Source organism: Streptomyces sp. NPDC093984, from assembly GCF_044764595.1.
Lineage (GTDB): Bacteria > Actinomycetota > Actinomycetes > Streptomycetales > Streptomycetaceae > Streptomyces > Streptomyces cynarae.
This window is the reverse complement of the sequence record NZ_JBIWIM010000020.1, coordinates 1-20,753: the sequence shown is the minus strand read 5'-3', so window position 1 is coordinate 20,753 and position 20,753 is coordinate 1. Positions and strand designations below refer to the sequence as shown.

Genomic DNA, 20,753 nt, shown 5'->3' with positions numbered 1-20,753 from the left:
CCGCAATCCCCCAGCCGGGAGCGGGCCCCGCACGGGCGTCGGCTGTGCATGTCGTCCAGGGCGCCCACCCCACAACCAGCCCCTACAGGGCGCTCCCCCCGATCAGCAGCTGTCACGCCAAGGCACCCCGCAGCAACGCAGGCACAGCGCCTGGCGACCGTGGAGCTGCGACGCTCTGTGATCACTCTGGGGGACCCGTGCCGACCCTGCCACCATGGCTGACCGAACCGCTCTGGGACCAATTCGCAGCCCTGCTGCCGGAGCGTCCGGTGTACCACCCGGACCATCCGCTGGGCTGCCACCGCCCGCGGGTCAGCGACCGGATCATCTTCGACAAGCTCCTGCAACTGCTGCGCTTCGGCTGTTCCTACGAGGCGATCGCCGACTCGACATGCTCGGCCACCACGATCCGCAACCGCCGCGACGAGTGGATCCGACTCGGGGTCTTCGCCCGGCTCAAGCAGATCGCGTTGGAGTCCTACGACCGGATCGTCGGCCTCATCCTCGATCAGATCGCCGTCGACGGCTCCATCACCAAGGCCCCCGGAGGCGGCGAGGTCGCCGGACGCTCACCGGTCGACCGCGGCAAACAGGGCCTGAAACGCTCGGGCATGACGGATGGATACGACATTCCGTTGGGTCGTGTCCTGGCCGGAGCCAACCGCCACGACTCCCCGCTGCTCGCCCCGACCCTGGACCGCCTGGACGACCTGGGACCGCTGCCCAACGACATCACCGTGCACCTGGACGCCGGCTACGACTCGAACACCACCCGCGTCCTGCTCAGCGAGCGCGGCCTGCACGGCCGCATCGCGCACAAGGGCGAGAAGGCACCGATCCAGGCTAGTCGACGCTGGCACGTCGAACGCACTCATGCCTGGCAGAACGCCTTCCACCGGCTCACGCTGTGCTACGAGCGCCGTGCCGCCGTCATCGACGCCTTCTGCGACCTTGCCGACACGATCATCACCGTGCGTAGCCTGATTCGACGCGCATGGAAGACTCACCGCTGGGACGAACGCCCGAATCGCCGACCATGACCGTACTCCTATCTGCGCGGCCACTAAGACCCGTCGGCAGGGCACCCGTCTTTCGGTGTGACGCGCGACGGATGAGAGTCGGTCACGTACGGCCCGCTCCGCCGTCGGGTCAGACGGCGACCTGGTCGGTGACGCCGTACCCCGCCTCGACGATCGCCGCGCGCAGCCGCCCGTCGTCGAGTTCCGTGCCGTGCACGGTGACGGAGTTCGTGGCGACGTCGACCACGACGTCGCTCACCCCGGGCACCTCGGAAACCTCTTCCCTGATGCTCGCCGCGCAGTGCTCGCAGCTCATGCCGGTGACGTTGTACTGCTTCTGGGTCATGGGGGAACTCCTGGGTGGCCGTAAGGGCTTTGGGTGGCGTACGGATCGCGGGTGCGGGTGTTCAGGCGGATGCCGTCACCTCAGAGGTCGGCTGAGCGGAGCACAAAGTTCCGCACAGCGCGCCTGCGCATGCTGCCGGGGCGTTCCGAACCGGTGGGCGGACGCCGGTTCCGATGCCGGGCATGAGGGAAGAGTGCCTCCACAGAATGTGCTTGGACCGCGTCGCGCCTTGGTGCGGATCACTGGCGAGGAGGCCAGCCGGATGGCGGATCTTCGGCACGAATCCCGGGACCAGGCCGATGCGACATGGCCGTGCAAATCGGAGGGAAGGCTCGGCACACCCGAATACGGGTCACGGGTGGAGCCTGGCCGCTGACCGCAGCCACCATGGCCGTCGTCGTTGTTGGGTACGGCTGGCTCGGCTCCGTTGCCGGGGGCGCTCTCGGTGCTCTGGTCGGCTGCGCTGCCGGGCTGGCGTTGAGCGGATTGCTGTACGTGCTGATCGAGCTGACGGTGTCGGGTATGCCGCCGCGTCGCCGCAGGGGGAACCGGCCGCAGGCGAGGCGTTCGGCTCACTGACTTTCCCACTGCAGCGCGGGACCACACAGATCGAGCACTGACGTGACTTGGATCACATGCAAGCTTCGGAACTCCATCCCCTGTGGCTCCGACTCCTGAACCGGTACGGCTCGGACCGAGTGGCGGCCGTACGACGCGACCAGGAGACCTTGTGATCGATGAGTCCCGTCAACCCCCTGCCGGCGCGAGTGCGGTGCTGAGGAAACGGGTGCCGCCACCCGCCTTGTGCGGCTTCCTGCTGCTGCTGGCGCTGATGTTCGCGGCGTCGTATGCCGTCGGCGCCGCCTATGGACCGGTCGCGCCCGGCATGCACGGCACCCGCACCGGTTCCGGCGGTGGAGGCACCGCGCCGCACAGCGACAGTGGTGGCATGAGCGGGATGCACGGTTGACTTCCTCCCCCGCCTAAAGCGGGATTCCAGCGGTCACCCGCTGGGGTTCCTGCTTCACCGACGACCGCCCCGTCCGGGAGGACTCCCGTTGAGGTCTTACACCGTCTCCACAGGCAGACGCCGCCAGCCCGGCGGCCAGGATGTTGCGCGCCGCGTTCACGTCGCGGTCATGCACGGCTCCGCAGTCGCACGTCCACTCGCGGACGTTCAACGGCAACTTCTCGCGGACCGTGCCGCAGGCCCCGCACAGCTTCGAGCTGGGGAACCAGCGGTCGATCGCGACGAATTCACGCCCGTACCAGGCGCACTTGTACTCCAGCATCGACCGGAGTTCCGTCCACGACGCGTCGGAGATGGCGCGCGCGAGCTTGCCGTTCTTCAGCAGGTTGCGGACGGTGAGGTCCTCGATCACGACCGTTTGGTTCTCACGGACGAGACGAGTCGACAGCTTGTGCAGGAAGTCGCGGCGCCGGTCGGCGATCCGCGCGTGGATCTTCGCGACCCGCTTGCGAGCCTGCTCCCGGTTCGCGGAGCCCTTCGCCTTCCGCGACAGCTCCCGCTGCGCCTTCGCCAGGCGGGCGCGGTCTCGGCGCTCATGCCGGGGGTTTGCGACCTTCTCCCCGGTGGACAGGGTCACGAGGCTGGTTATGCCCGCGTCGATACCGACCGCGTTCGCGGTGGTCGGAGCCGGAGCGATGTAGTCGTCGCACAGCATCGACACGAACCAGCGCCCGGCACTGTCACGGGAGACGGTCACCGTCGTCGGTACCGCCCCCTCGGGCAGCGGACGCGACCAACGGATATCCAACGGCTCGGACATCTTCGCCAGCGTCAGACGGCCCTCGCGCCACGTGAAGGCGCTGCGGGTGTACTCCGCCGAAGCACGAGACTTCTTCCGCGACTTGAAGCGCGGGTACTTCGCGCGCTTGGCGAAGAAGTTCCCGAACGCCGTCTGCAGATGCCTGAGCGCCTGCTGGAGCGGGACGCAGGACACCTCGGACAGGAACGCGAGTTCCGCGGTCTTCTTCCACTCTGTCAGCGCGGCCGACGACTGCACGTAGGAGATCCGGCGCTGCTCGCCATACCAAGCGCGAGTGCGTTCCTCCAGCGCCTTGTTGTAGACGAGACGGACGCAGCCGAACGTCCGGGACAGCTCGGCTGCCTGCTCGTCGGTGGGGTAGAAGCGGTACTTGAAGGCCCGCTTGACCTGCTGCGTCATTCCTCACATTGTATCAACTCCCATGTGAGCGGCACTCGTTGCTGGAATGGCGAAGCGATCTCCGCCGCTGCGCGGCTCCGCTCCGGGGATCCGTTTCCTCCCCGCCCTGAAGGACGGGGTTTCCACGCAAGGAGATTCCGATGACGGCCCCGGAGACGGCGGCCACCCTGACGACCACCGATCTGATCGTCGGCGGCATGACCTGCGCAGCCTGCGTACGGCGGGTGGAGAAGCGGCTGGCCAAGCTGGACGGCGTGAGTGCGACGGTCAACCTGGCCACGGGGCGTGCCCGGGTGAACCATCCGCCGGACGTCACCCCGGCCGAACTCGTCGCGGCAGTGGAGCGCGCCGGGTACACGGCTGAACTGCCAGCCCCGCCCGGGCCCGAACTCGAATCCCAGCCGGAAGGCCCGGAGCAGACAGCCGCGTTCGAGGGGCGGGACCGACTGGTCGTCACCGCGCTGCTCTCGCTGCCCGTACTCGTGGTGTCGATGGTGCCCGCCTGGCAGTTCCGGAATTGGCAGTGGCTGTGTTTCGTACTGGCCGCGCCGGTCGCGGTGTGGGGTGCGTGGCCGTTCCACGTGCGGGCCGTGCGAGGGCTGCGGCATGCGGCGGCGACCATGGACACGCTGGTGTCGCTGGGCGTGGTGGCGTCCTTCGGCTGGTCTGCCTATGCCCTCTTTCTCGGTGGCGCGGGCGACCCCGGCGTGCGGATGTCCTTCAGCCTGCTGCCGTCCGCCGAGGCCGGCTACGGCAGCGCGCACATCTATCTGGAAGCTGTCGTCGCCGTACCGCTGTTCGTGCTGACCGGGAGGTTCCTGGAAGCGCGAGCCCGGCACGGCACCGGGCAGGCGCTGCGGTCGCTCGCCGAGCTGGGAGCGAAGGACGTCGCTGTGCGGGAAGGCGAGCATGAACGACGTGTTGCCATAGGTGAGTTGCTGGTCGGGCAGACCTTCGTCGTCCGGCCGGGAGAGCGGGTGGCCACCGACGGCGAGGTGGTGGAAGGCAGTTCCGCAGTAGATGTCTCGCTGGTCACGGGCGAGAGCGAACCGGTCGAGGTCCAGCCGGGCTCGGCGGTCGTCGGCGGTGCCGTCAATGCGGGCGGGCTGCTGCTGGTGCGTGCCACGGCGGTCGGTGCCGACACCCAGCTGGCACGGATCACCCAGCTGGTGACCGAGGCGCAGGCGGGCAAGGCGCGTGCCCAGCGCCTGGCTGACGCGGTGGCGGGGGTGTTCGTGCCGGTGGTGCTGTCGATCGCGGTCACGGTGCTCGGCTTCTGGCTCGGTGCGGGAGCCGATCCGCAGGCGGCCGTCACCGCGTGCGTGGCGGTCCTGGTCGTCGCCTGTCCCTGCGCGCTGGGGCTCGCCACTCCCACGGCGCTGATGGCCGCCACCGGCCGCGGCGCCCAGCTAGGTGTGCTGGTCAGCGGTCCGCAGGTGCTGGAGGCTCTGCGGCACATCGACACCGTCGTCCTGGACAAGACCGGCACCCTCACCACAGGGCAGATGAGTGTCACGCGGGTCACGGAGGTTCCGGGCGGGATCGGCAAGGAGGCGGTCGTGCGTCTCGCGGGTGCCGTCGAGCAGGGCTCCGAGCATCCGCTGGGCCGGGCGATCGTCGCCTACTCCGGGCGGCCGCTGCCCGAGGTGGCCGACTTCCGGGCACTGCCCGGGCTGGGCGTGCGCGGTCGGGTCGAGGGCCGGCTGGTGGAAGTCCGCTCGCCCGACAGCGAGCTCCCTGAGCTGTTGGCCCGTGCCTTGGACGCGTGCGAGACGGCCCGGCACACTCCGGTCCTGGTGCTGGTGGACGGCCGGCCCGAGGCACTGATCGCGGTCGGGGACCTCGTACGGCCGGGCAGTTACCGTGCCGTGGACCGGCTTCGGCGCCTGGAGGTGCGGCCGGTGCTGGCCACGGGCGACCGCGAGCACACCGCCCGCGCCGTCGCCGCCGAGCTGGGGATCGATGACGTACGGGCGCGCTGCACGCCTGAGGACAAGGCGGAGCTCGTACGGGGGCTGAGGGCACAGGGCTGCCGGGTCGCGGTGATCGGCGACGGCGTGAACGACGCCGCCGCGCTGGCCGGTGCCGATCTCGGGATCGCCATGGGCAGCGGCACGGACGTGGCCATCGGAGCCGCCGACGTGACCCTCGTCCGGGGGGACATCGAGGCCGTCGCGGACGCGGTCCGCCTCGCCCGCCGGACCCTCGGCACGATCCGGACCAACCTCCTGTGGGCGTTCGGCTACAACGCCGTCACCGTGCCGCTCGCGGCCGTGGGCCTGCTCAACCCCATGCTCGCGGCCGCCACCATGTCGGCCAGCTCCCTGCTGGTGGTGGGCAACAGCCTGAGGCTGCGCACCTGGCAGCCGAGGCGGACGGGTGGTGCGCGGTGACCGAACTCGCGGTGTGGCGGCCCTCTCGGCGTCGGCTCGCCGAGGCGTTCCTCGCCGCGCTCGCTCCCGTGGCGGCGTGTGTACTGACGCTCGGCGGTCTCGCCGCCTGGACCGCCTCCGGGGCGGCGGGCGGTCCCGCGCGCATCGACGTCACGTCCGGGCGGGTGTTCCTCCCGTACGGGGACAGCCAGGAATCAGCCGCCTTCTTCCGGATCTCCAACTCGGGTGGCGGAGAGGACGAATTGACGGGCATGACCTCGACCGCCGTGGACGGGGCGATGCTCGGCCGCAACACGACGGCACCCGGCAACGCCGGGTACATGCGTCCCGTGGACTCGGCCATCGTCCCGGCGGGCGGCACGCTGGAGATGTCACCGTGGGGCCTGGACGTGATGGTGACCGTGCGTGGGAAGTGGCGCGCCGGGGACCTCGTTCCGTTCGTGCTGCACTTCCGGCACAGCGGGCGGATCAAGACCTTGGCGGTGGTGGTACGCCCCGGCACCGGCTGAGACCGGAAGCGGCGGAGACTGCGCGCACTCGTCTCTTCGCCGAGAATCGCCGGGAACTCATCGCCCTGCCCGTCCGACTCCTCTCGCAGAACGGACAGGAGGTGGGATGGACGGGCTGGATGTGCGGATGCGCCAGGTCGCTTGCCGGCACGGTCGCGTAGAGGCCGTGCGCGAGGTGGATCTCGACATCGAGGCGGGCGAGCGGGTGGCGCTGACCGGAACCAACGGGTCGGGCAAGACCACGCTGCTACGTGCCGTGCTGGGCCTGCACCGCCACGCCGACGGGGAGATCCTCGTCGGCGGCCGGGGCACCGGCACCGCGGCCGAGTGGGCGTGGCGGCGCCGGGCGTGTGCCTGGATCCCGCAGAAGCCCGCAGTCGGCAGATTCCCCCTGCTGGGAGATGAGTTGTTGGCGAGCAGTGGGGCACCGGCCGAAGCGGTGCAGGCGGCGGAGAAGCTGGGTGTCGGGTCGTTGACCGGCCGACCGCTGCACACGCTGTCGGGCGGCCAGCTGCAGCGCATGTATCTGGCCCGCGCGGTCGGCTGTGTCGCGGCCGGGGCGGGAGTGCTGCTGGCCGACGAGCCCACCGCCGCGCTCGACTTCGCCGGGCAGGAGGAGGCGGCCGACGTCCTGCTGTCGCTGCCGGTGACCGTCGTGGTCGTCACTCACGACCGGGCGCTGGCCGACCGCTGCGACCGCGTGCTGGAGATGGCCGCCGGCCGGCTCAGGGAGGTCCGGTGAACAACCTCGCCGCCGCCGACCTCGGAACGCTCCTGCAGCTCATACCCGTACAACGGGCCGGAGCCGCCCTGCTCTTGGCGGCCGTCGGCCTTCCGGTGATCGGTGTCGTGATCGTCGGGCTCGACATCATGCCGGTCCGGTTCGCGATGATGCACGTCGCGCTCCTGGGCATCGCACTCGGACTGCTGACCGGGCTCGACCCCATGCTGTGCGCGCTTCTCGCTTGCGCCCTCGCCGGGGCAGGGGTCGCGCCGCTCGCCCGCACCCCGGACGGCCTATCGGGCGCTATGGGCCTGCTGATGAGCCTGGCGATCGCCGCCGCGCTGCTCGTCCTGGCCGTGTCCGGCGTCAACGCGCAAGGTGCGTTCGCGCTGCTGTGGGGCTCGATCCTGTCGGTGGGCACGCCCGAACTGTGGCTGCTGGGCGTGCTCGCCGTCGTCGTACCGGCCCTGTTCTGGTGGCGCCGCCGCGACCTCGCACTCCTGCTCTACGACCGTGAACTCGCCCTCTCCTCCGGGGTGCGCGTCGACCGGCTCACCCTCTTGCTGCTCGTGCTCGTCGCGGTGTCCGTCGCCGGCGCCCTCAAGCTGACCGGCGCGCTGCTCGTCGACGCGCTGACCCTCCTGCCCGCGCTCGCCGCCCGCCGGCTGGGCACGTCCCTGAAGTCCATCACCGCCTGGGCGGTCGGCATCGGCGTCGCGGTGAACCTCACCGGGTTCCTCGTCGCGCTGAAGCTCGACTGGCCGCCCGGGCCCGTGCTCGTCCTGACGGCCGGGGTCCTGGTCCTGGCCGTGCACCTCATCCCCGAACGGAGAATCCGCTCATGGCGCGCACCCGCGTCCGCACCGTCCGTGTCCCTTCCCTCGTCGCACTGAGCCTGACCACCGCGCTGGCGCTGACGGCCACCGCCTGCGGCTCCGACAAGGCCGACAGCGGCGACAAGACCGCGAACAAGAACAGCGGCGGCCCTGTCGTCGTGGCCACCACCACCTGGGAGGGCGCCCTCGCCAAGGCCGCCGGTGCCAAGGACGTGAAGGTCATCGTCCCGTCGTCCGTGCAGCACGCCCCGGACTACGACCCCAAGCCCTCCGACCTCGCGGCGGTCGCGGGGGCCGACTTCGTGCTGTACGCGTCCTTCGAGCCGTACGCCAAGAAGATCAAGGACGCTGCCGGGTCGAGCGCGAAGATGGTCGAGATGAACCTCGACAACGACGTCGCCACCACGAGTGCGGACGTCACGCGCCTGGGCAAGCTGTTCGGCACCCAGGACGCCGCCGCGAAATGGAACACCTCCTTCAAAAGCGAATACAGCGCGCTGCAGAAGGAGCTGAAGGCAGCATGGCCGGGCGGCAAGGCGCCGGCCGTCGTCGCGCAGGTCTTCTCCGCCTGGTCGGCGAAGATGGCGGGCGCGGACCTGCGCGGCACCTACGGTCCGCAGGCCGTGACCGCCAAGCAGCTGGCCGATCTGGAGACGAAGAAGCCCGCGTTCGTCCTCGACAACATCCACATGACGACGGGCACGGTGCTGCCGGACTCCGGCGCACGGCAGGTGGAGATCGTCAACTACCCGGGCAAGGACCTGGACCTGCTGGCGGTCTACAAGAACGCCGCCAAGACGATCAAGAAGGCGATGACCTCTTCCTGACCTGGGGTGCGTCGTGAGTGCGAGGCCGCCCGGAGGCTCGGGGCGGCCCGCTCTCGTGGGGGTCAGCCGACCTGCGCGACGGACTCCGGCGCCTGCGCCGAACACCGCTCACGCAGCTGCGCACGGTCCGGCTTGCCCGCCGGGGTGAGCGGCAACTCCGGTACGACCAGGAGACGCTCCGGGTGCTTGCGCTGCTCCAGGCCGCGCGCGTCCAGGTGCGCGCACAGTTCCTCCAACGTGGGCGCCGGCTCGCCCCGCGGCACGACGCAGGCGGCCAGCCGCTCGCCCATCAGCGGATCGGGCACGCCGACGCACACCACGTCCCGCACGAGCGGATGCGCCGCCAGCTCGATCTCCACCTCGGCCGGGCTGATGTTGGCCCCGCCCCGGATGACGACGTCCTTCAAGCGCCCGACGATCCGCAGGTTCCCGTCCTCGTCGATGAGGCCGAGGTCGCCGGTGCGCACCCAGCCGCCGGCAGTGCGGTAGCGGGCGTCGAGGTCGGGGGCGGCGACGTAGCACAGCGGGGTCATCGGGCCGCGGGCGACGATCTCACCGACACAGCCGCGCGGCGCCTCCCGGAGTTCGGCCGTGCCAGGGACGGCGATGCGTATGTCGGCGACGATCGGGTCCGGGTGACCGGCGAGGATGCCCGGTCTTTCACCGCGCAGGGGAGGGTCGGACAGCCCGGTGTGGCAGTTGACGCCGTCGGCCGAGCCGTAAAGGTTCACGACCGGGCAGCCGAAGACGCGTCGGGCCTCCTCGGCCGTGGCCTCATCGAGTGGCGATCCGCCGACGATGACCGCCGTCGGAGGAGTGAAGGTCGGAGGCTGTCCCTCCGCGATCCGGTCCAGCATCATCCGGATCATGGTCGGCACCCCTAGGACATGGGTGGGCTCGTGGGCGGCGAGCGCGTCCAGCGCGGCCTCGGGCGTGAAGTGGTCCAGTAGGACGAGCGTTCCGCCGTGCCGGGCGAGCGTGACGGCGGTGCCGCTGCTACCGAAGGCGGAGGCCAGTGGTACGAGGAAGAGGCAGCGCGGCGGCTGACCGTCCGGCATGAGTGCGGCGAGGAAGTTGCCGCGGCCGCCGGCCAGCGCGTTGTGCGAGTACGCCACCATCTTCGGCTCGGTCTCGGATCCGGACGAGACCAGGATGCGGGCGGCGGAGTCGGGGTCGGGGCGGGCCGGCTTGAAGGACGTGGGGTCGGTGCGCAGCAGCGCGGAGAGCGCGACTGTCCCCTCCGGGGCTCCGGGCCCGGCGGCGATCACCGTGCGCAGGGAGGGGAGTTGACCGGCGAGCGTGAGCAGATCGGCGGCGTGGTGGTTTCCGCGGTGCTCGGTGGCGGCGATTACGGCGACCGCCTCCGCCCGGCGCAGCAGGGAGGCCGCCTCGCGAGTGCCGCGGCCGACGGGGAAGGGCAGCGCGATGGCACCCAGCGCGGCCAGCGCCAGGTCGGCGATGACGGCGCCCCGGCCATTGGGGAGTTGTATACCGACCACGTCACCGGTGCGTATGCCGAGCCCGGACAGACCGGCGGCCAGACATCGCGCCTTGCGGTCCAGAGCGGTGTAACAGAGCTTCCCCTTGGCGTCGATGACCGCGGTGCGGTGCAGGTCGGCGACCTGGTGGGCGCGGTAGAGGCTGTAGAGGTCCAGGTCCGGGCAGGTGCCGTCGACGGCCCAGGTACGGCGCAGCTCGGCGGGCAGCAGGTCGTGCAGGTCCACGGTCATGCGAAGCTCCAGGGGTCGGGCACGGCGGGGGCGCCGTACGCGTCGCGGTTGATCGGGCCGCAGGAGAGCAGGTCGGTGAGGTCGGTGACGACCGGGACGGCGGCCAGGCCGCGGTCACGCAGCCGCTCCAGCGCCTGGTCTATGGACAGCTCTGCGATGTCGTAGGGGGCCGCGGACAGATCGGCTAGGGCAATCCAGCCGTCGGCGGTGCGCAGCGGGCGGCGAAACCCCGCCGGTCTGCGCGGGTCGAGTCCCTGCGCGGCCCGGGCCCGATGGGGTGCGGTGAGCACGTCGGCGGCGCCGAGGAGTGACGAGTCGACGCGCACCCCCCGTCCGGTGCGCTCCCGCAGCAGCAGCCCTGCCAGGATCGCCTCGGCGCCGAGCAGGCCGCCGAGTACGTCGAGCAGCGTCATCAGGGACGGAGCGGGCGGCTCGTCCGCGGGTCGCACGGCCTCGCCCACGCCGGTGCGGGCCTGCACCATAAAGTCGGTGCCCATGGGGGCCTCCGGCAGCCGGTCCGCCCAGCCGCTGGTGTAGGCGTAGACGAGCGCCGGGTTGGCGAGGGCCAGGTGCTCGCGGTCGAGGCCGAGACGGGCGGCCGTGCCCGGTGCCCAGTTGTGCAGGAACACATCCGCGTCGGCGGCCATCTCGCGCAGCCGCTCCCGGTCGGCCGCGGACTTGATGTCCACTTCGACGGCCTTCTTGCCCCGGTTCAACGCCAGCCAGCGCGCCGAGACGCCGGAGCAGGCGGGCGGCATCCCGCGCAACGGGTCACCGCCCGGCGGCTCGATCCGGATCACCTCCGCGCCCAGCAGGCCGAGGAGGTGGGCGGCGAGCGGGGCCTGGATACGCCGCCCGGCTTCCAGGACGGTGAATCCGGCCAGGGGCAGGGCGTCGGCGGAACTGCCGGGCAGGTACGCCTCGTCGTAAGAGGTCAGCTCCCAGGGCGCCGCACCGTCGTACTCGGCCGCACGCTCGGCGAGCGACCGCAGCGGGCACACGTCGGCGCCGGACATCTCGGCGGCGTACCGGATCCGCTCCCAGGAGCTTGCCCGCGTCGCCTCGTGCAACGTCTGTGGGAAGGGCGCGCAGGCTGTGGCATACCGGAACTGGAAGGGCCGCCACCCCCGGCGTATCGATTCCTCAGAGGCCTCGAGGGCGCGCCAGAACGACGCCCACACCCCCGGATCCAGCGTCTCCAGCTCAAAGACGATCCCGTCGGCCGACGTGAACGGTGGCCCGCCCGGGGCGAGTTCGGCCGCCTCGCCTTCCTCGGCACCGGCGGCGGCCAGGTACTGGGAGACCGCGAGCAGCCCGGCCCGCTCGGCGCTGACCTCGACCTGTGCGACATTCCCGCCGCGCGCCCGCGCCAGCAGCCCGGCCAGCAGGCCCTGCACGGCCAGCACGCCGGTGGCCGTGGCGGTGTAGTCGACGGCGAGACCGCGCGGGGCGCCGTCACGGCGGCCATGTACGGCCATGACGCCGGTCGCCGCCTGGACAGTGGCCTCGTCGGTCGCGGTCTCTCCCCACGTGCTGCGGGCGGTGACACCACCGATGTGCCCTCCGATGACGGTGAGCCGGCCACCGGAGCCGCCGTCGGTCTCGGCGCCCAGCAGTCGCAGATGCTCCGCGATGAGACCGTCCGCCGGGCCCGGTGGGCCGGAGTTCTCCAGACGGAGGCCGTCGAGTGGTCCGGCCGTCCGCGCGACGGCCGGTGTGGCTGGAGTTGCCATGCCTCTCCTTTCCTGACGCGCGGGAACCCGGGGACGGTCGCCCCCGACCTGTTCCACGGAAGAGGGAGTCGGACGGCCGACGGCCGGGGTTCCCGCGGATCACGAGGAAAGTGACGGAGACCCGCATGGACGAGATCACCGGGACGCCCCACTGTCCGCCGGACACAACGGCGTTGAGGGTTCGCGTCGCCGAGTTCGTACGCGGACGGGTGATGCCCTGCGAGCCCGTACTGGACGCCGGCGGTGCGGAGGCCGCCGCCGTGCTGCGCAGGCTCCAGCGCGAGGCGAAGGCCGATGGGCTGTGGGCGCTCCCGCTTCCCTCGGAACTAGGCGGCCAAGGGCTGCCGCTGCGGTCGTACGCCCATGTGGCCGAGGCCGAGGGAGCCAGCGACCACGGCCCGGCCGCCCTCGGCTCGGCACCCCTGCTCGACGCGTTGATGCTGTGGCGGCACGGCAGCCCGGCCGTCCGTGAATGGTACGCCGAGCGCCTGGTCGCCGGAGACATACGCGCCTGCTACGCCATGACCGAGCCCGAGACGCCAGGCACCGACCCCTTCCTCACCACCACCCGCGCCGTACCCGCGGACGACGGAGGCTGGCGGGTGAGCGGACGCAAATGGTTCACCAGCGGGGCGGCCGACGCCGACCTCGTCACGGTCCTCGCCCGCACGGACAGCACACCGCCGGACCGCGAGGGACTGTCACTGCTCCTGATACCGACAAACTCGCCGGGCTTCCGTGTGGTTCGTGAACTGCCGGTGCTCGGCGCGGGCGGGCAGTGGGAGATCGAGCTGGACGGGGTCATGGTCAACGACAACCACCTGATCGGCGAGCGCGGCAAGGCACTGGACGTCGCGGCCGAGCGGCTCCAGCTCGGCCGTACCTTGCGGTGCCTGCGCTGGCTGGGGCAGGCCGGGCGGGCCTTCGACCTGATGCGGTCACGTGCGACGACCCGTAACCGGTCCCGCGGCCCGCTCGGAGACCTTCAGCTCGTCCAGCGCCACGTCTTCGAGTCGCTGCTCGCCCTGCGCACGACCCGCCCGCTCGTGTACGAGGCCGTGGCCCGCTTGGACGCCGGACTCGACGCGCACGTGGAGGTGGGCCTGGCCAAGGTGGCCGCCGCCCGTACCCTCCAGCAGGTGACCGATGCGGCGATCCAGGTACACGGTGCTGCGGGCCTCGGTCCGGACACTGCTCTGCCCGCGCTGTTCCGCACCGGCAGGGCGGCCCGGATCCTCGACGGCCCGGACGAACTGCACATCACCTCGGTCGCGCGCCGGGTGCTGCGTGCCCCCTAGATTTCGTGGGGATCGATGAGGCCGGTGAGGGCGGCGAGCGCGTAGGCGAGGAAGTAGTCGCCCCAGATCAGCTCGTGCCGTGTCGCCGTTCCTGAGGTGAGGTCGTAGCAGCCGTCCAGGAGTCGCCCGTCGCTCGAGAGATGGGTGCGGACCAGTTCTTCCAGTATCCGGACGGCCCGTTCACGTCGACCGAGCTTCAACAGGGCCACCGCGGATATGGCGGCGGCGGAAGTGTCGAGGGGGCCTCCCGGGCGGGTCTCGTCCGCGGGCGGGACGGCATGGGCCGCAATCAAGTGGCGTGCGACATGTGCCAGGTCATCGGCGCCGAGACGGTGTACGGCGTCGGCCACGGCCAGCAGCAGCCAGGCCCGGCCCCGGCTCCAGCCGGGCGGCGGATCGTCACACGGGACCCAGCGCGCAGGGCGCTCGTACCGCCAGGACCAGCCGAAGGAGCCGTTGTCGAGACAGAGTTCGAGATGGCGGCGCAGGTGAGCCTCGGCAGCCTGCTCATCCACCGTTGCCAGGAGCGGCACCATACCCGGCACGCCGTCCACGCGGGCCAAAAGGCGGGGGCCGCCGAACGCCGAGCCCCACGGGACGAGACCGAGTTCGGCGTCATACGCATCCCGGCAGACGCGGGCGGCTCGATCTCGCAGCTCGCTGGCCTCGGGAGCGAACGCGGTCCCGTACCAGAAGATCAATCCGCGGGCGGCCGTGTCGGCGTGCACCCAGTCCGCGAGTCGACCGGTGCACTTCGCCGCCGCCTCGCGAGCGCCATCGTTCCCTGTGTACCGGGCACGCAGCCACAGCAGCCCCGCCCAGAAGCCACCCGTCCACGAGCCCCGCCCGGTCGTCGTCCACAGGCCGGCACCGGGATCGGCGAACAGCGGGAAACGGTCACCGACTGCGGCCTGGGTGACGGCCACCCGCTCCAAGACGGAATCCAGCGCAGGAGCCACCCAGTCGGGGACGTCAGGGCGGGGCTGCGGAGCCATGCCCGCCAAGCCCTTCGCCGCACGCGCCGCGCTCATCGCCCTACGACCGAACGCCGCTCAAGCACCGCCCAGGTCAGCGCCACCACACTCGCCCCCACGAACTCTCCGGCGACCAGCAGCCACCCCGTCCCGTACCGCCCTGCACCCGCCAGCAGCCCGAACAGCGGCGGGCCGATCGCGAACCCGGCGAAGAAACCGGCCGAAACCAGCGCCGAGTCCTGTCCGGCCCGGCCGGGCGCCGCACGCTGCAGCACCACCACCATCGAGACCGCATTGGCGGCCACCGCGAAGACACCAACGGCCACCGCAGCGGCCCACGCCAGCGGGTGCGCGTACGATGAGGCCGCGAGCAGCAGTGCCGCTCCCACCGCACCGGCGGCCAGGCCGCCCGGCAGCCACACCGCCCGGCCCGGCTGGCCCGCCACCTTCGACCAGCCCACCCGCCCGGCGATGCCCGCGATGCCCAGCACCGCCACCAGCGCACCGGCCGCCGTCGGCCCGAGCCCGAGCCGCCGCACGCCGTACAACGCCAGATACGTGTTCACCGACGCGATGCCACATCCCAGCAGCAGCGAGAAGAGCGCCAGCCACGCGATCGCGCCACGCGGGACCCACGAGGCCGGCGCAACCTTCGGCGGCGGGTCGGCGGGCAAGGCACGAGCCGCCCAGACGGCCGCCAGCACGGCCGCGCCGGCCGCCGTCCACACCGCGCCCCGCCAGCCGGCAGCCCCAGCCAGCGCGGCCAGCGGCAGCCCGGCCGCGAACGCACCCAGCTGCACCCCGGACTGCTTCATCCCGGTCACCGAGCCCCGCCGCTCCACCGGTACGGCGGCCAGGATCGCCTTGTTCGTGGCGGGATTCGCCAGCGCCTGCGGAAGGCCGCCCAGCGCGACCGCGGCCAGCAGGAACCCGGCGCCCGGCGCCGACCCGATCAGCGCCAGCGCCGCCGCCGACACCAGCAGCAGCGCGACGAGGCAGCGGCGCGGACCCAGCCGGTCCACCACACGCCCGCCCGCGGGCGAGAGCACGGCCGCGGCCCCGAAGCCGACGGTCGTCGTCAACCCCAGCACGGTCGGTGACACCTTCAGGTCGTCCACGAGCCGTGGTCCGAGCGCGCCGAGCAGGAACAGCTGCATCATCGAGAAGGCCATGGCGCACGTCAGCAGCGCCGTCATGGCACCTGTCCCCCGTGCCGGGCCGTTTCCGGCCGCTGTCCCGATCTGACTCTGAGTCTGGCTCTGGTCCGCAGCCACCGACGTTCCTCCTCCCCACCCTGGAAATCTCCGGGGCTTCGAGAGGAGTCGGGCTCAACCGCCGAGGAGTTCCGGCCCGTTACTGTGGCCTGTATCACAAGTTCGGGGCTGAGGGGGCATAGTCCGTTTTCCGTACCCCCCGGTGACCATGGAAGCGCGAATGCGAGGATGAGGCCGCCATGACTGCTGGGTGGTGTTCTCGCACAGTACGGGCCGCGGTGTTCGCGGCCTGTTGTGTGCTGCTCACCGCCTTGGGTCACATCATGATGTCGGGAACCGCGGTGCCCTGGTGGGCCATGACCGCGGGCGCGGTGGCGACGGGCGGTATGGCCTGGCGGCTGGCCGACCGGGAACGCGGACCGCTTCTCGTCGTCTCCGCCGCGGTGGCCACCCAGGCCGTACTCCACGCGTCGTTCTCTCTCGCCCAGGCTGTCGCCCACCCCGCACCGTCCGGCGCGAGGCCCCTCGCCCAGCAGTGGCTCACCTACCTCCTGTGCGGTTCGCCGTCAGGGGCGGGCTCCATGGAGGAGATGAACTCCATGGGCCACGACATGGCCGCCATGCAATCCATGCCTTCCATGGGCTCGATGGGCTCCATGGGCTCGATGGACCACATGGCTTCCGCAGCGCCCGTCGGCGCCGTTGCCCACGACATGGCCGCCATGTCCGCGACCGGCATGTTCCTCGCCCACCTGCTGGCCGCGCTGCTGTGCGCGTTGTGGCTCGCGTACGGCGAACGTGCCGCGTTCCGCATCCTGCGGGCCGTCGCCGGCTGGCTCTTCGCGCCGCTGCGCCTGCTCCTCCGGCTGCCCGTGCCGCCGCACCGGCCGCGTGTCCGCGCCCGCCGAGCGGAGTCGGACCGGGCACCGCGCCGCCTGCTCCTCACCCACGCGATCACCTCTCGGGGCCCGCCCGCCGGGACCGCTGTCGCCTGACGACAGCCGGTTCCCCGAGGCCGTCCCCACAGCCGTCGAGCCGTCGGTTCCCGCCTCGGGCATCGGCCGTGCGCTCCAGCGCCCGGCCGTCCACCCCACCACCGGGTTCCGATCCGCCCGCTGCCCTACGGCGCGCCGGCCGGACGCCGGATACCTGATTCCCGAGAAGGACAGATCCCAAATGATCACTCCTGCCCTGCCCGCATCGCGCGAACAATCGAGGAAGCACTCGAGAGAAGACTCGATCACGGCCTTGGCCCTCGCCGCCCGCAGCGGCGAACCCGATGCCGTCGACCTCTTCGTACGCGCCCTGCACCGAGACGTCCGCCACTACGTGACGTACCTCGGTGCCGACCCCCAGAGCGCCGACGACCTGACTCAAGACACCTTCCTGCGGGCCCTCGGCAGCCTGCACCGGTTCGAAGGCCGCTCCTCGGCCCGCACCTGGCTGCTCTCCATCGCCCGTCGCGCGGTCATCGACAGCATCCGCTACAACTCGTCCCGCCCCCGCCTGTCGGACACGGACGACTGGCAGTCGGCGGCCGAACGCACCCAGCCGCGCGACCTGCCCGGCTTCGACGAAGGCGTCGCCCTCACCGAGCTGCTGGACACACTCCCCGAGGACCGCCGCGAGGCATTCGTCCTCACCCAGATGGTGGGACTCCCCTACGCGGAGGCTGCCCTCGTCAGCAACTGCCCGATCGGCACGGTGCGCTCGCGGGTCGCCCGCGCCCGCACCTCGCTCATCGAGTGGCTGGACGAGGCCGAGCAGGCCGCGCCGGTCGCCGTAGCGGCATGACGTACCGGTCGCACGGCGGCCTGGATCCCCGATTGATCCGGGCCGCCAGCCTCCATAGCCACATGGCCCCGTCGGGTGCCGTGCGGGTGTCCGGGGTGCCCTTGGCGGTGCGGAACGCGCACGGCACTGTTCGCCGTGCTGTGCGAAGCTGCTTTGCCGCCGGAGCACATGCGCTCGCCACGGACCTGCGGCCGCGTGTGGGGACGCAGGTCGCCGCGGTCGTGCCGCTGCCCTTGATCGGCTGCCTGCTGGGCGGCCTGGAGCGGTCGCCCGCGGGGCTCGGCGGTGGGACGTCGGCCGCGGAGATACGGTACGTCTTACCGAAGAAGCCCGGCTGGCTGGAAGAGGGGAGGGCTGCCGCCAACGAACGGGGCCACCTTCTCACCAGAGACGCGCCATAGCCGGGCAGGACGCGGAGGTGGCGCCGCCCTTCCGCATTGCGCGGCCCTGACCGGAAACGGAGTCATATCCCAGCCGAAGAAACGGCCAGCCACCAGCGCTCTGACGGCGCCCTCTGTTTGGTCACCGCGGCATGCGGCTCCTTGACCGACAAGGCCGGCGGCGACGCGTCCGCCGCCGTGAAGTCCGGCCACCCCGTGACCCTCGAAAACTGCGGAGTGTCCGAGACGTTCACCAAGAAGCCCAGCCGGGTGGTCGTCATGAACGGCGTCTCGGTCGCCGAGGTCTCCACGCCGCTCTCCCTCGGCCTCGGCGACCGTATCGTGGCCAACCAGGAGCACTACGGGATGTCCGAGGTCCCCGGCCGCGTCCAGGCCATCATGCCCGGCGCGGCCGTCACGAGCAGAATCCCGCCCCTGCGGCCACCCTTCGCGGCAGCCGGGAGCTCCTCCATCACCGACCGCTGCAACGGATTCGTCGGCGGTCTTGGTCACGGTGGTGATCCTGGCGGACTGGCTCGTCAGTGCACCTCAGGGGTCGCTTTGCAATTTGATTAGGCTCTCAACGGGCAGGGCCGCCACTCGGAGGCCGAGGCGCTCGCCCGCGAGGCCCTTGCCGCCCATCGCCTACCGGGCCGGTTCGCCTTGGTCCTGCGGCTCGGCTTGGCCCGCAGTCTCAATGGCCAAAGCCGCCATGCGGAGGCTCTCGCCGAGGCAGAGCACGCCGACGAGCTGCGCCGCAGCCTGCCCGAACAGGAGTGCCGCCCGGAGACTGGCGCCGTCGAGCTGGCTCTGGCCACCGCCCTGCTGGGGCTGGGCCGCAGTACCCAGGCCCGCACCCTGGCCGCGACCGCCCACCACGCCTGTCTGGCCGCCTTCGGCCCGGACCACCGCCGCACCGCCGAGGCCCTGGCGCTGTTCGACCGCATCGACGGCTCATGACCCGGGCGCAACATGATCTACATGACCGCGCGTCTCCGAGCTCCTGACCTGCGCACTGAACCACCCGGACCGTCGACGGCGACGAACGGAAGTCCACCGGGAACCCGCATATCCCCGCACGGGAACTAGGAGCATGGGTCAGTAAGCAGCAGCGTGCATTTGTCCGCGGACACGGCGGCGTCCTTCGGGGTGGAGATGTCAAGTCCCTGCGTTCAGACACTTCATCCCCCTGTCCGGTATGACTTTCGTCCCTCGGGTGGGGCGGCGGGTCAGTGAGCCTTTTCCAACCTCAGGTTGCGGTGACTGAGGCCGTGACGGGTCTACCTCCGAGCGGTCGTGAGGTAGCACGGGCGCCCAACGCCTGGATTTAGGACAGAAGATGACCTAGATCCCTCCTAAGGTCGCGGCTGGCAATCAACATTGGCGGAAGGGCCGTGATGTCTGAGCAGACCAACTCCGCGCCGGCGGGCTACACCACCGTTGCCCCCTGGGTCGTCACCGACGACACGGGGGCTTTCCTCGACTTCGTCTCCCGGGCGTTCGGGGGTGAAGAGCTGGCGCGAGTGCCCACCGAGGATGGTTTGATCGGTCACGGCGAGATTCGAGTCGGCGATACCGTCGTGCTGGCCTTCGACCGGCACACGAACTGGCCCGCCATGCCAAGCCTGCTGCGCGTGTTCGTCACCGACGCTGACCAAGCGTTTTCACGAGCCGTCGAAGCTGGCAGCCATGTCGTCACGCCTTTGGCCTACGACGCCTTCGGACAGCGCGGAGGCCGTATCAAGGACCCGTTCGGCAACATCTGGTGGGTGATCAGCCGCGTCGAGGACGTCTCTGAAGAGGAGATGTGGAGGCGACTGCAGGACCCCGTGTACGCCGAAGTCATGCGTGTGGCTCAGGAGACACTCGACACCGAGCTCAGCGGTCGAGACCACGGACGCAGCAGTGCTCCTGTCAGGACAACCAACTGATCAATGCCCAACTCGGCTGGACTGATGGCCAGTTGGTTGGGGGCCGGGTAGTGGTGAAGGTCCTGGCAGATGGGTTGTCGACCGAGATCAACCCGTCTGCCCGGAGCTTCACGTGCTCGTTTACCCATCGGGGGTCGATCTGTCCAGTTCGACCCTGCGTTACCTCTCCCGCTTGCTGGCCACCCGACGCCTGAAACGGGGCACGCGGTGGCGTCGGCTCCCCGCAGACCGGCAGGCGCTGCTGGTCCTGGCCCACCTGCGGTGCGGACACACATACACCCAGCCCGTCCAGGTGCGGACATAGGTCATGTCGGCCACCCACAGCTGGTCGGGCCGGCTCGCGGTGAAGTCGCGCTCGACCAGGTCCGGCGGCCTGGGTGCCGACGGCTCCGGCACGGTGGTGCGGCGCCGCTGGCCGCGGATGACGCCCTCCAGGCCCAGCTCGGCCATCAGCCGCTCGACGGTGCAACGGGCCACGTGTACGCCCTTGCGCCGCAGTGCGCGGGTGATCCGACGGACGCCGTAGGTGCCGCCGGACTCGGCATGGACCTGTTCGATCAGCGGCATGAGCTGCTCGTCACGCAGCCGGCGGGCCGACTTCGACCGCTTCTTGCGCGCGTAGTACGCCGGCTCGGACAGTCCCAGCACCGGCAGGCGAACCCGACCCCGACGCCCTTGTCCCTGAGGTGCTCGATCACCTGGTCGGCCTCGTCCGGGGACGGTCGAGTTTCGCCGCAAAAAACGCGCTCGCGGCCTTCAGAATCTAATGGGCGGTGAAGGGCGGGGCACCGCACCTCGTCCGGTCCGATCGTGCTGCACCATCCAGCAGGGCGGCACGGAAAGACGTGGGGCGGGT

At 71.1% G+C, this 20,753-nt stretch carries 19 protein-coding genes and 2 pseudogenes; 14 read left to right on the top strand and 7 right to left on the bottom strand.

Annotated elements, in window-relative coordinates; genetic code table 11:
* Window positions 1–197 precede the first annotated feature (197 nt).
* Window positions 198–1,040, top strand: coding sequence for an IS5 family transposase (locus ACIRC0_RS36270; RefSeq protein WP_403625344.1), 843 nt, complete (start codon window positions 198–200; stop codon window positions 1,038–1,040).
* 109 nt (window positions 1,041–1,149) lie between these two features.
* Here ACIRC0_RS36270 and ACIRC0_RS36265 read toward each other — a convergent pair whose 3' ends face one another.
* Window positions 1,150–1,365 (bottom strand): heavy-metal-associated domain-containing protein, encoded by a 216-nt coding sequence (locus ACIRC0_RS36265; RefSeq protein WP_403625341.1) that lies wholly within the window; start codon window positions 1,363–1,365, stop codon window positions 1,150–1,152.
* A gap of 733 nt (window positions 1,366–2,098) precedes the next feature.
* On the opposite strand from ACIRC0_RS36265, the gene ACIRC0_RS36260 reads away from it, so the two are divergent.
* Window positions 2,099–2,335 (top strand): hypothetical protein, encoded by a 237-nt coding sequence (locus ACIRC0_RS36260; protein WP_403625443.1) that lies wholly within the window; start codon window positions 2,099–2,101, stop codon window positions 2,333–2,335.
* 13 nt (window positions 2,336–2,348) lie between these two features.
* Here the strand turns inward: ACIRC0_RS36260 and ACIRC0_RS36255 are convergent, their stop codons facing one another.
* Window positions 2,349–3,554, bottom strand: a complete 1,206-nt coding sequence (locus ACIRC0_RS36255) for an RNA-guided endonuclease InsQ/TnpB family protein (RefSeq protein ID WP_403625338.1) — start codon at window positions 3,552–3,554, stop codon at window positions 2,349–2,351.
* A 140-nt stretch (window positions 3,555–3,694) separates the two neighbouring features.
* Between ACIRC0_RS36255 and ACIRC0_RS36250 the strand changes: the two genes are divergently transcribed.
* The 5 genes from ACIRC0_RS36250 (at window position 3,695) to ACIRC0_RS36230 (ending at window position 8,843) form a co-directional block, all read left to right on the top strand.
* Entirely contained in the window at window positions 3,695–5,947 is a 2,253-nt protein-coding gene (locus ACIRC0_RS36250) for a heavy metal translocating P-type ATPase (RefSeq protein WP_403625335.1), read from the top strand.
* Window positions 5,944–6,456 (top strand): copper chaperone PCu(A)C, encoded by a 513-nt coding sequence (locus ACIRC0_RS36245; protein WP_403625332.1) that lies wholly within the window; start codon window positions 5,944–5,946, stop codon window positions 6,454–6,456. Before ACIRC0_RS36250 ends, ACIRC0_RS36245 begins: the two co-directional genes overlap by 4 nt.
* 106 nt (window positions 6,457–6,562) lie before the next feature.
* A complete protein-coding gene (locus ACIRC0_RS36240) occupies window positions 6,563–7,198 on the top strand; it encodes a metal ABC transporter ATP-binding protein (RefSeq protein ID WP_403625329.1) in 636 nt (211 codons plus the stop codon).
* Entirely contained in the window at window positions 7,195–8,073 is an 879-nt protein-coding gene (locus ACIRC0_RS36235; protein WP_403625328.1) for a metal ABC transporter permease, read from the top strand. Before ACIRC0_RS36240 ends, ACIRC0_RS36235 begins: the two co-directional genes overlap by 4 nt.
* Window positions 8,022–8,843: a metal ABC transporter solute-binding protein, Zn/Mn family gene (locus ACIRC0_RS36230; protein WP_403625326.1), complete on the top strand. Its 822-nt coding sequence runs from the start codon at window positions 8,022–8,024 to the stop codon at window positions 8,841–8,843. Before ACIRC0_RS36235 ends, ACIRC0_RS36230 begins: the two co-directional genes overlap by 52 nt.
* 62 nt (window positions 8,844–8,905) lie before the next feature.
* Here ACIRC0_RS36230 and ACIRC0_RS36225 read toward each other — a convergent pair whose 3' ends face one another.
* A complete protein-coding gene (locus ACIRC0_RS36225; protein WP_403625323.1) occupies window positions 8,906–10,573 on the bottom strand; it encodes a class I adenylate-forming enzyme family protein in 1,668 nt (555 codons plus the stop codon).
* Window positions 10,570–12,306 carry a CoA transferase gene (locus ACIRC0_RS36220; RefSeq protein ID WP_403625320.1) on the bottom strand — a complete coding sequence of 579 codons (1,737 nt, stop codon included), beginning with the start codon at window positions 12,304–12,306 and terminating at the stop codon, window positions 10,570–10,572. Before ACIRC0_RS36220 ends, ACIRC0_RS36225 begins: the two co-directional genes overlap by 4 nt.
* A 125-nt stretch (window positions 12,307–12,431) precedes the next feature.
* Here ACIRC0_RS36220 and ACIRC0_RS36215 point away from each other — a divergent pair, with 125 nt between their 5' ends.
* The gene (locus tag ACIRC0_RS36215) at window positions 12,432–13,604 is read left to right on the top strand and encodes an acyl-CoA dehydrogenase family protein (protein WP_403625317.1); all 1,173 of its coding nucleotides are present in this window, start codon (window positions 12,432–12,434) and stop codon (window positions 13,602–13,604) included.
* On the opposite strand, the gene ACIRC0_RS36210 is transcribed toward ACIRC0_RS36215, so the two are convergent.
* Both ACIRC0_RS36210 and ACIRC0_RS36205 read right to left on the bottom strand, forming a co-directional pair.
* Window positions 13,601–14,599 carry a sugar ABC transporter permease gene (locus ACIRC0_RS36210; RefSeq protein ID WP_403625314.1) on the bottom strand — a complete coding sequence of 333 codons (999 nt, stop codon included), beginning with the start codon at window positions 14,597–14,599 and terminating at the stop codon, window positions 13,601–13,603. The two genes, ACIRC0_RS36215 and ACIRC0_RS36210, sit on opposite strands and share 4 nt — an antisense overlap.
* A 32-nt stretch (window positions 14,600–14,631) precedes the next feature.
* A complete protein-coding gene (locus tag ACIRC0_RS36205) occupies window positions 14,632–15,774 on the bottom strand; it encodes an MFS transporter (RefSeq protein ID WP_403625311.1) in 1,143 nt (380 codons plus the stop codon).
* A gap of 257 nt (window positions 15,775–16,031) precedes the next feature.
* On the opposite strand from ACIRC0_RS36205, the gene ACIRC0_RS36200 reads away from it, so the two are divergent.
* From ACIRC0_RS36200 to ACIRC0_RS36175, 6 genes and pseudogenes are all read left to right on the top strand, one after another.
* Window positions 16,032–16,787, top strand: a complete 756-nt coding sequence (locus ACIRC0_RS36200) for a hypothetical protein (protein WP_403625309.1) — start codon at window positions 16,032–16,034, stop codon at window positions 16,785–16,787.
* A gap of 181 nt (window positions 16,788–16,968) precedes the next feature.
* Window positions 16,969–17,586, top strand: a complete 618-nt coding sequence (locus tag ACIRC0_RS36195) for a sigma-70 family RNA polymerase sigma factor (RefSeq protein ID WP_403625307.1) — start codon at window positions 16,969–16,971, stop codon at window positions 17,584–17,586.
* Window positions 17,587–18,128: 542 nt separating this feature from the next.
* Window positions 18,129–18,542 (top strand): hypothetical protein, encoded by a 414-nt coding sequence (locus ACIRC0_RS36190; protein WP_403625304.1) that lies wholly within the window; start codon window positions 18,129–18,131, stop codon window positions 18,540–18,542.
* 105 nt (window positions 18,543–18,647) lie between these two features.
* Entirely contained in the window at window positions 18,648–18,926 is a 279-nt protein-coding gene (locus tag ACIRC0_RS36185) for a hypothetical protein (protein WP_403625301.1), read from the top strand.
* Window positions 18,927–19,363: 437 nt separating this feature from the next.
* On the top strand, window positions 19,364–19,897 hold the full coding sequence (locus ACIRC0_RS36180; RefSeq protein ID WP_403625298.1) for a VOC family protein: 534 nt from the start codon (window positions 19,364–19,366) through the stop codon (window positions 19,895–19,897).
* Between the two features lie 112 nt (window positions 19,898–20,009).
* Window positions 20,010–20,180: pseudogene (locus tag ACIRC0_RS36175) on the top strand (IS5/IS1182 family transposase); the annotation flags it as partial.
* Here ACIRC0_RS36175 and ACIRC0_RS36170 read toward each other — a convergent pair.
* A pseudogene (locus ACIRC0_RS36170) lies at window positions 20,168–20,545 on the bottom strand (IS3 family transposase); the annotation flags it as partial. The pseudogenes ACIRC0_RS36175 and ACIRC0_RS36170 sit on opposite strands and share 13 nt — an antisense overlap.
* Window positions 20,546–20,753 lie beyond the last annotated feature (208 nt).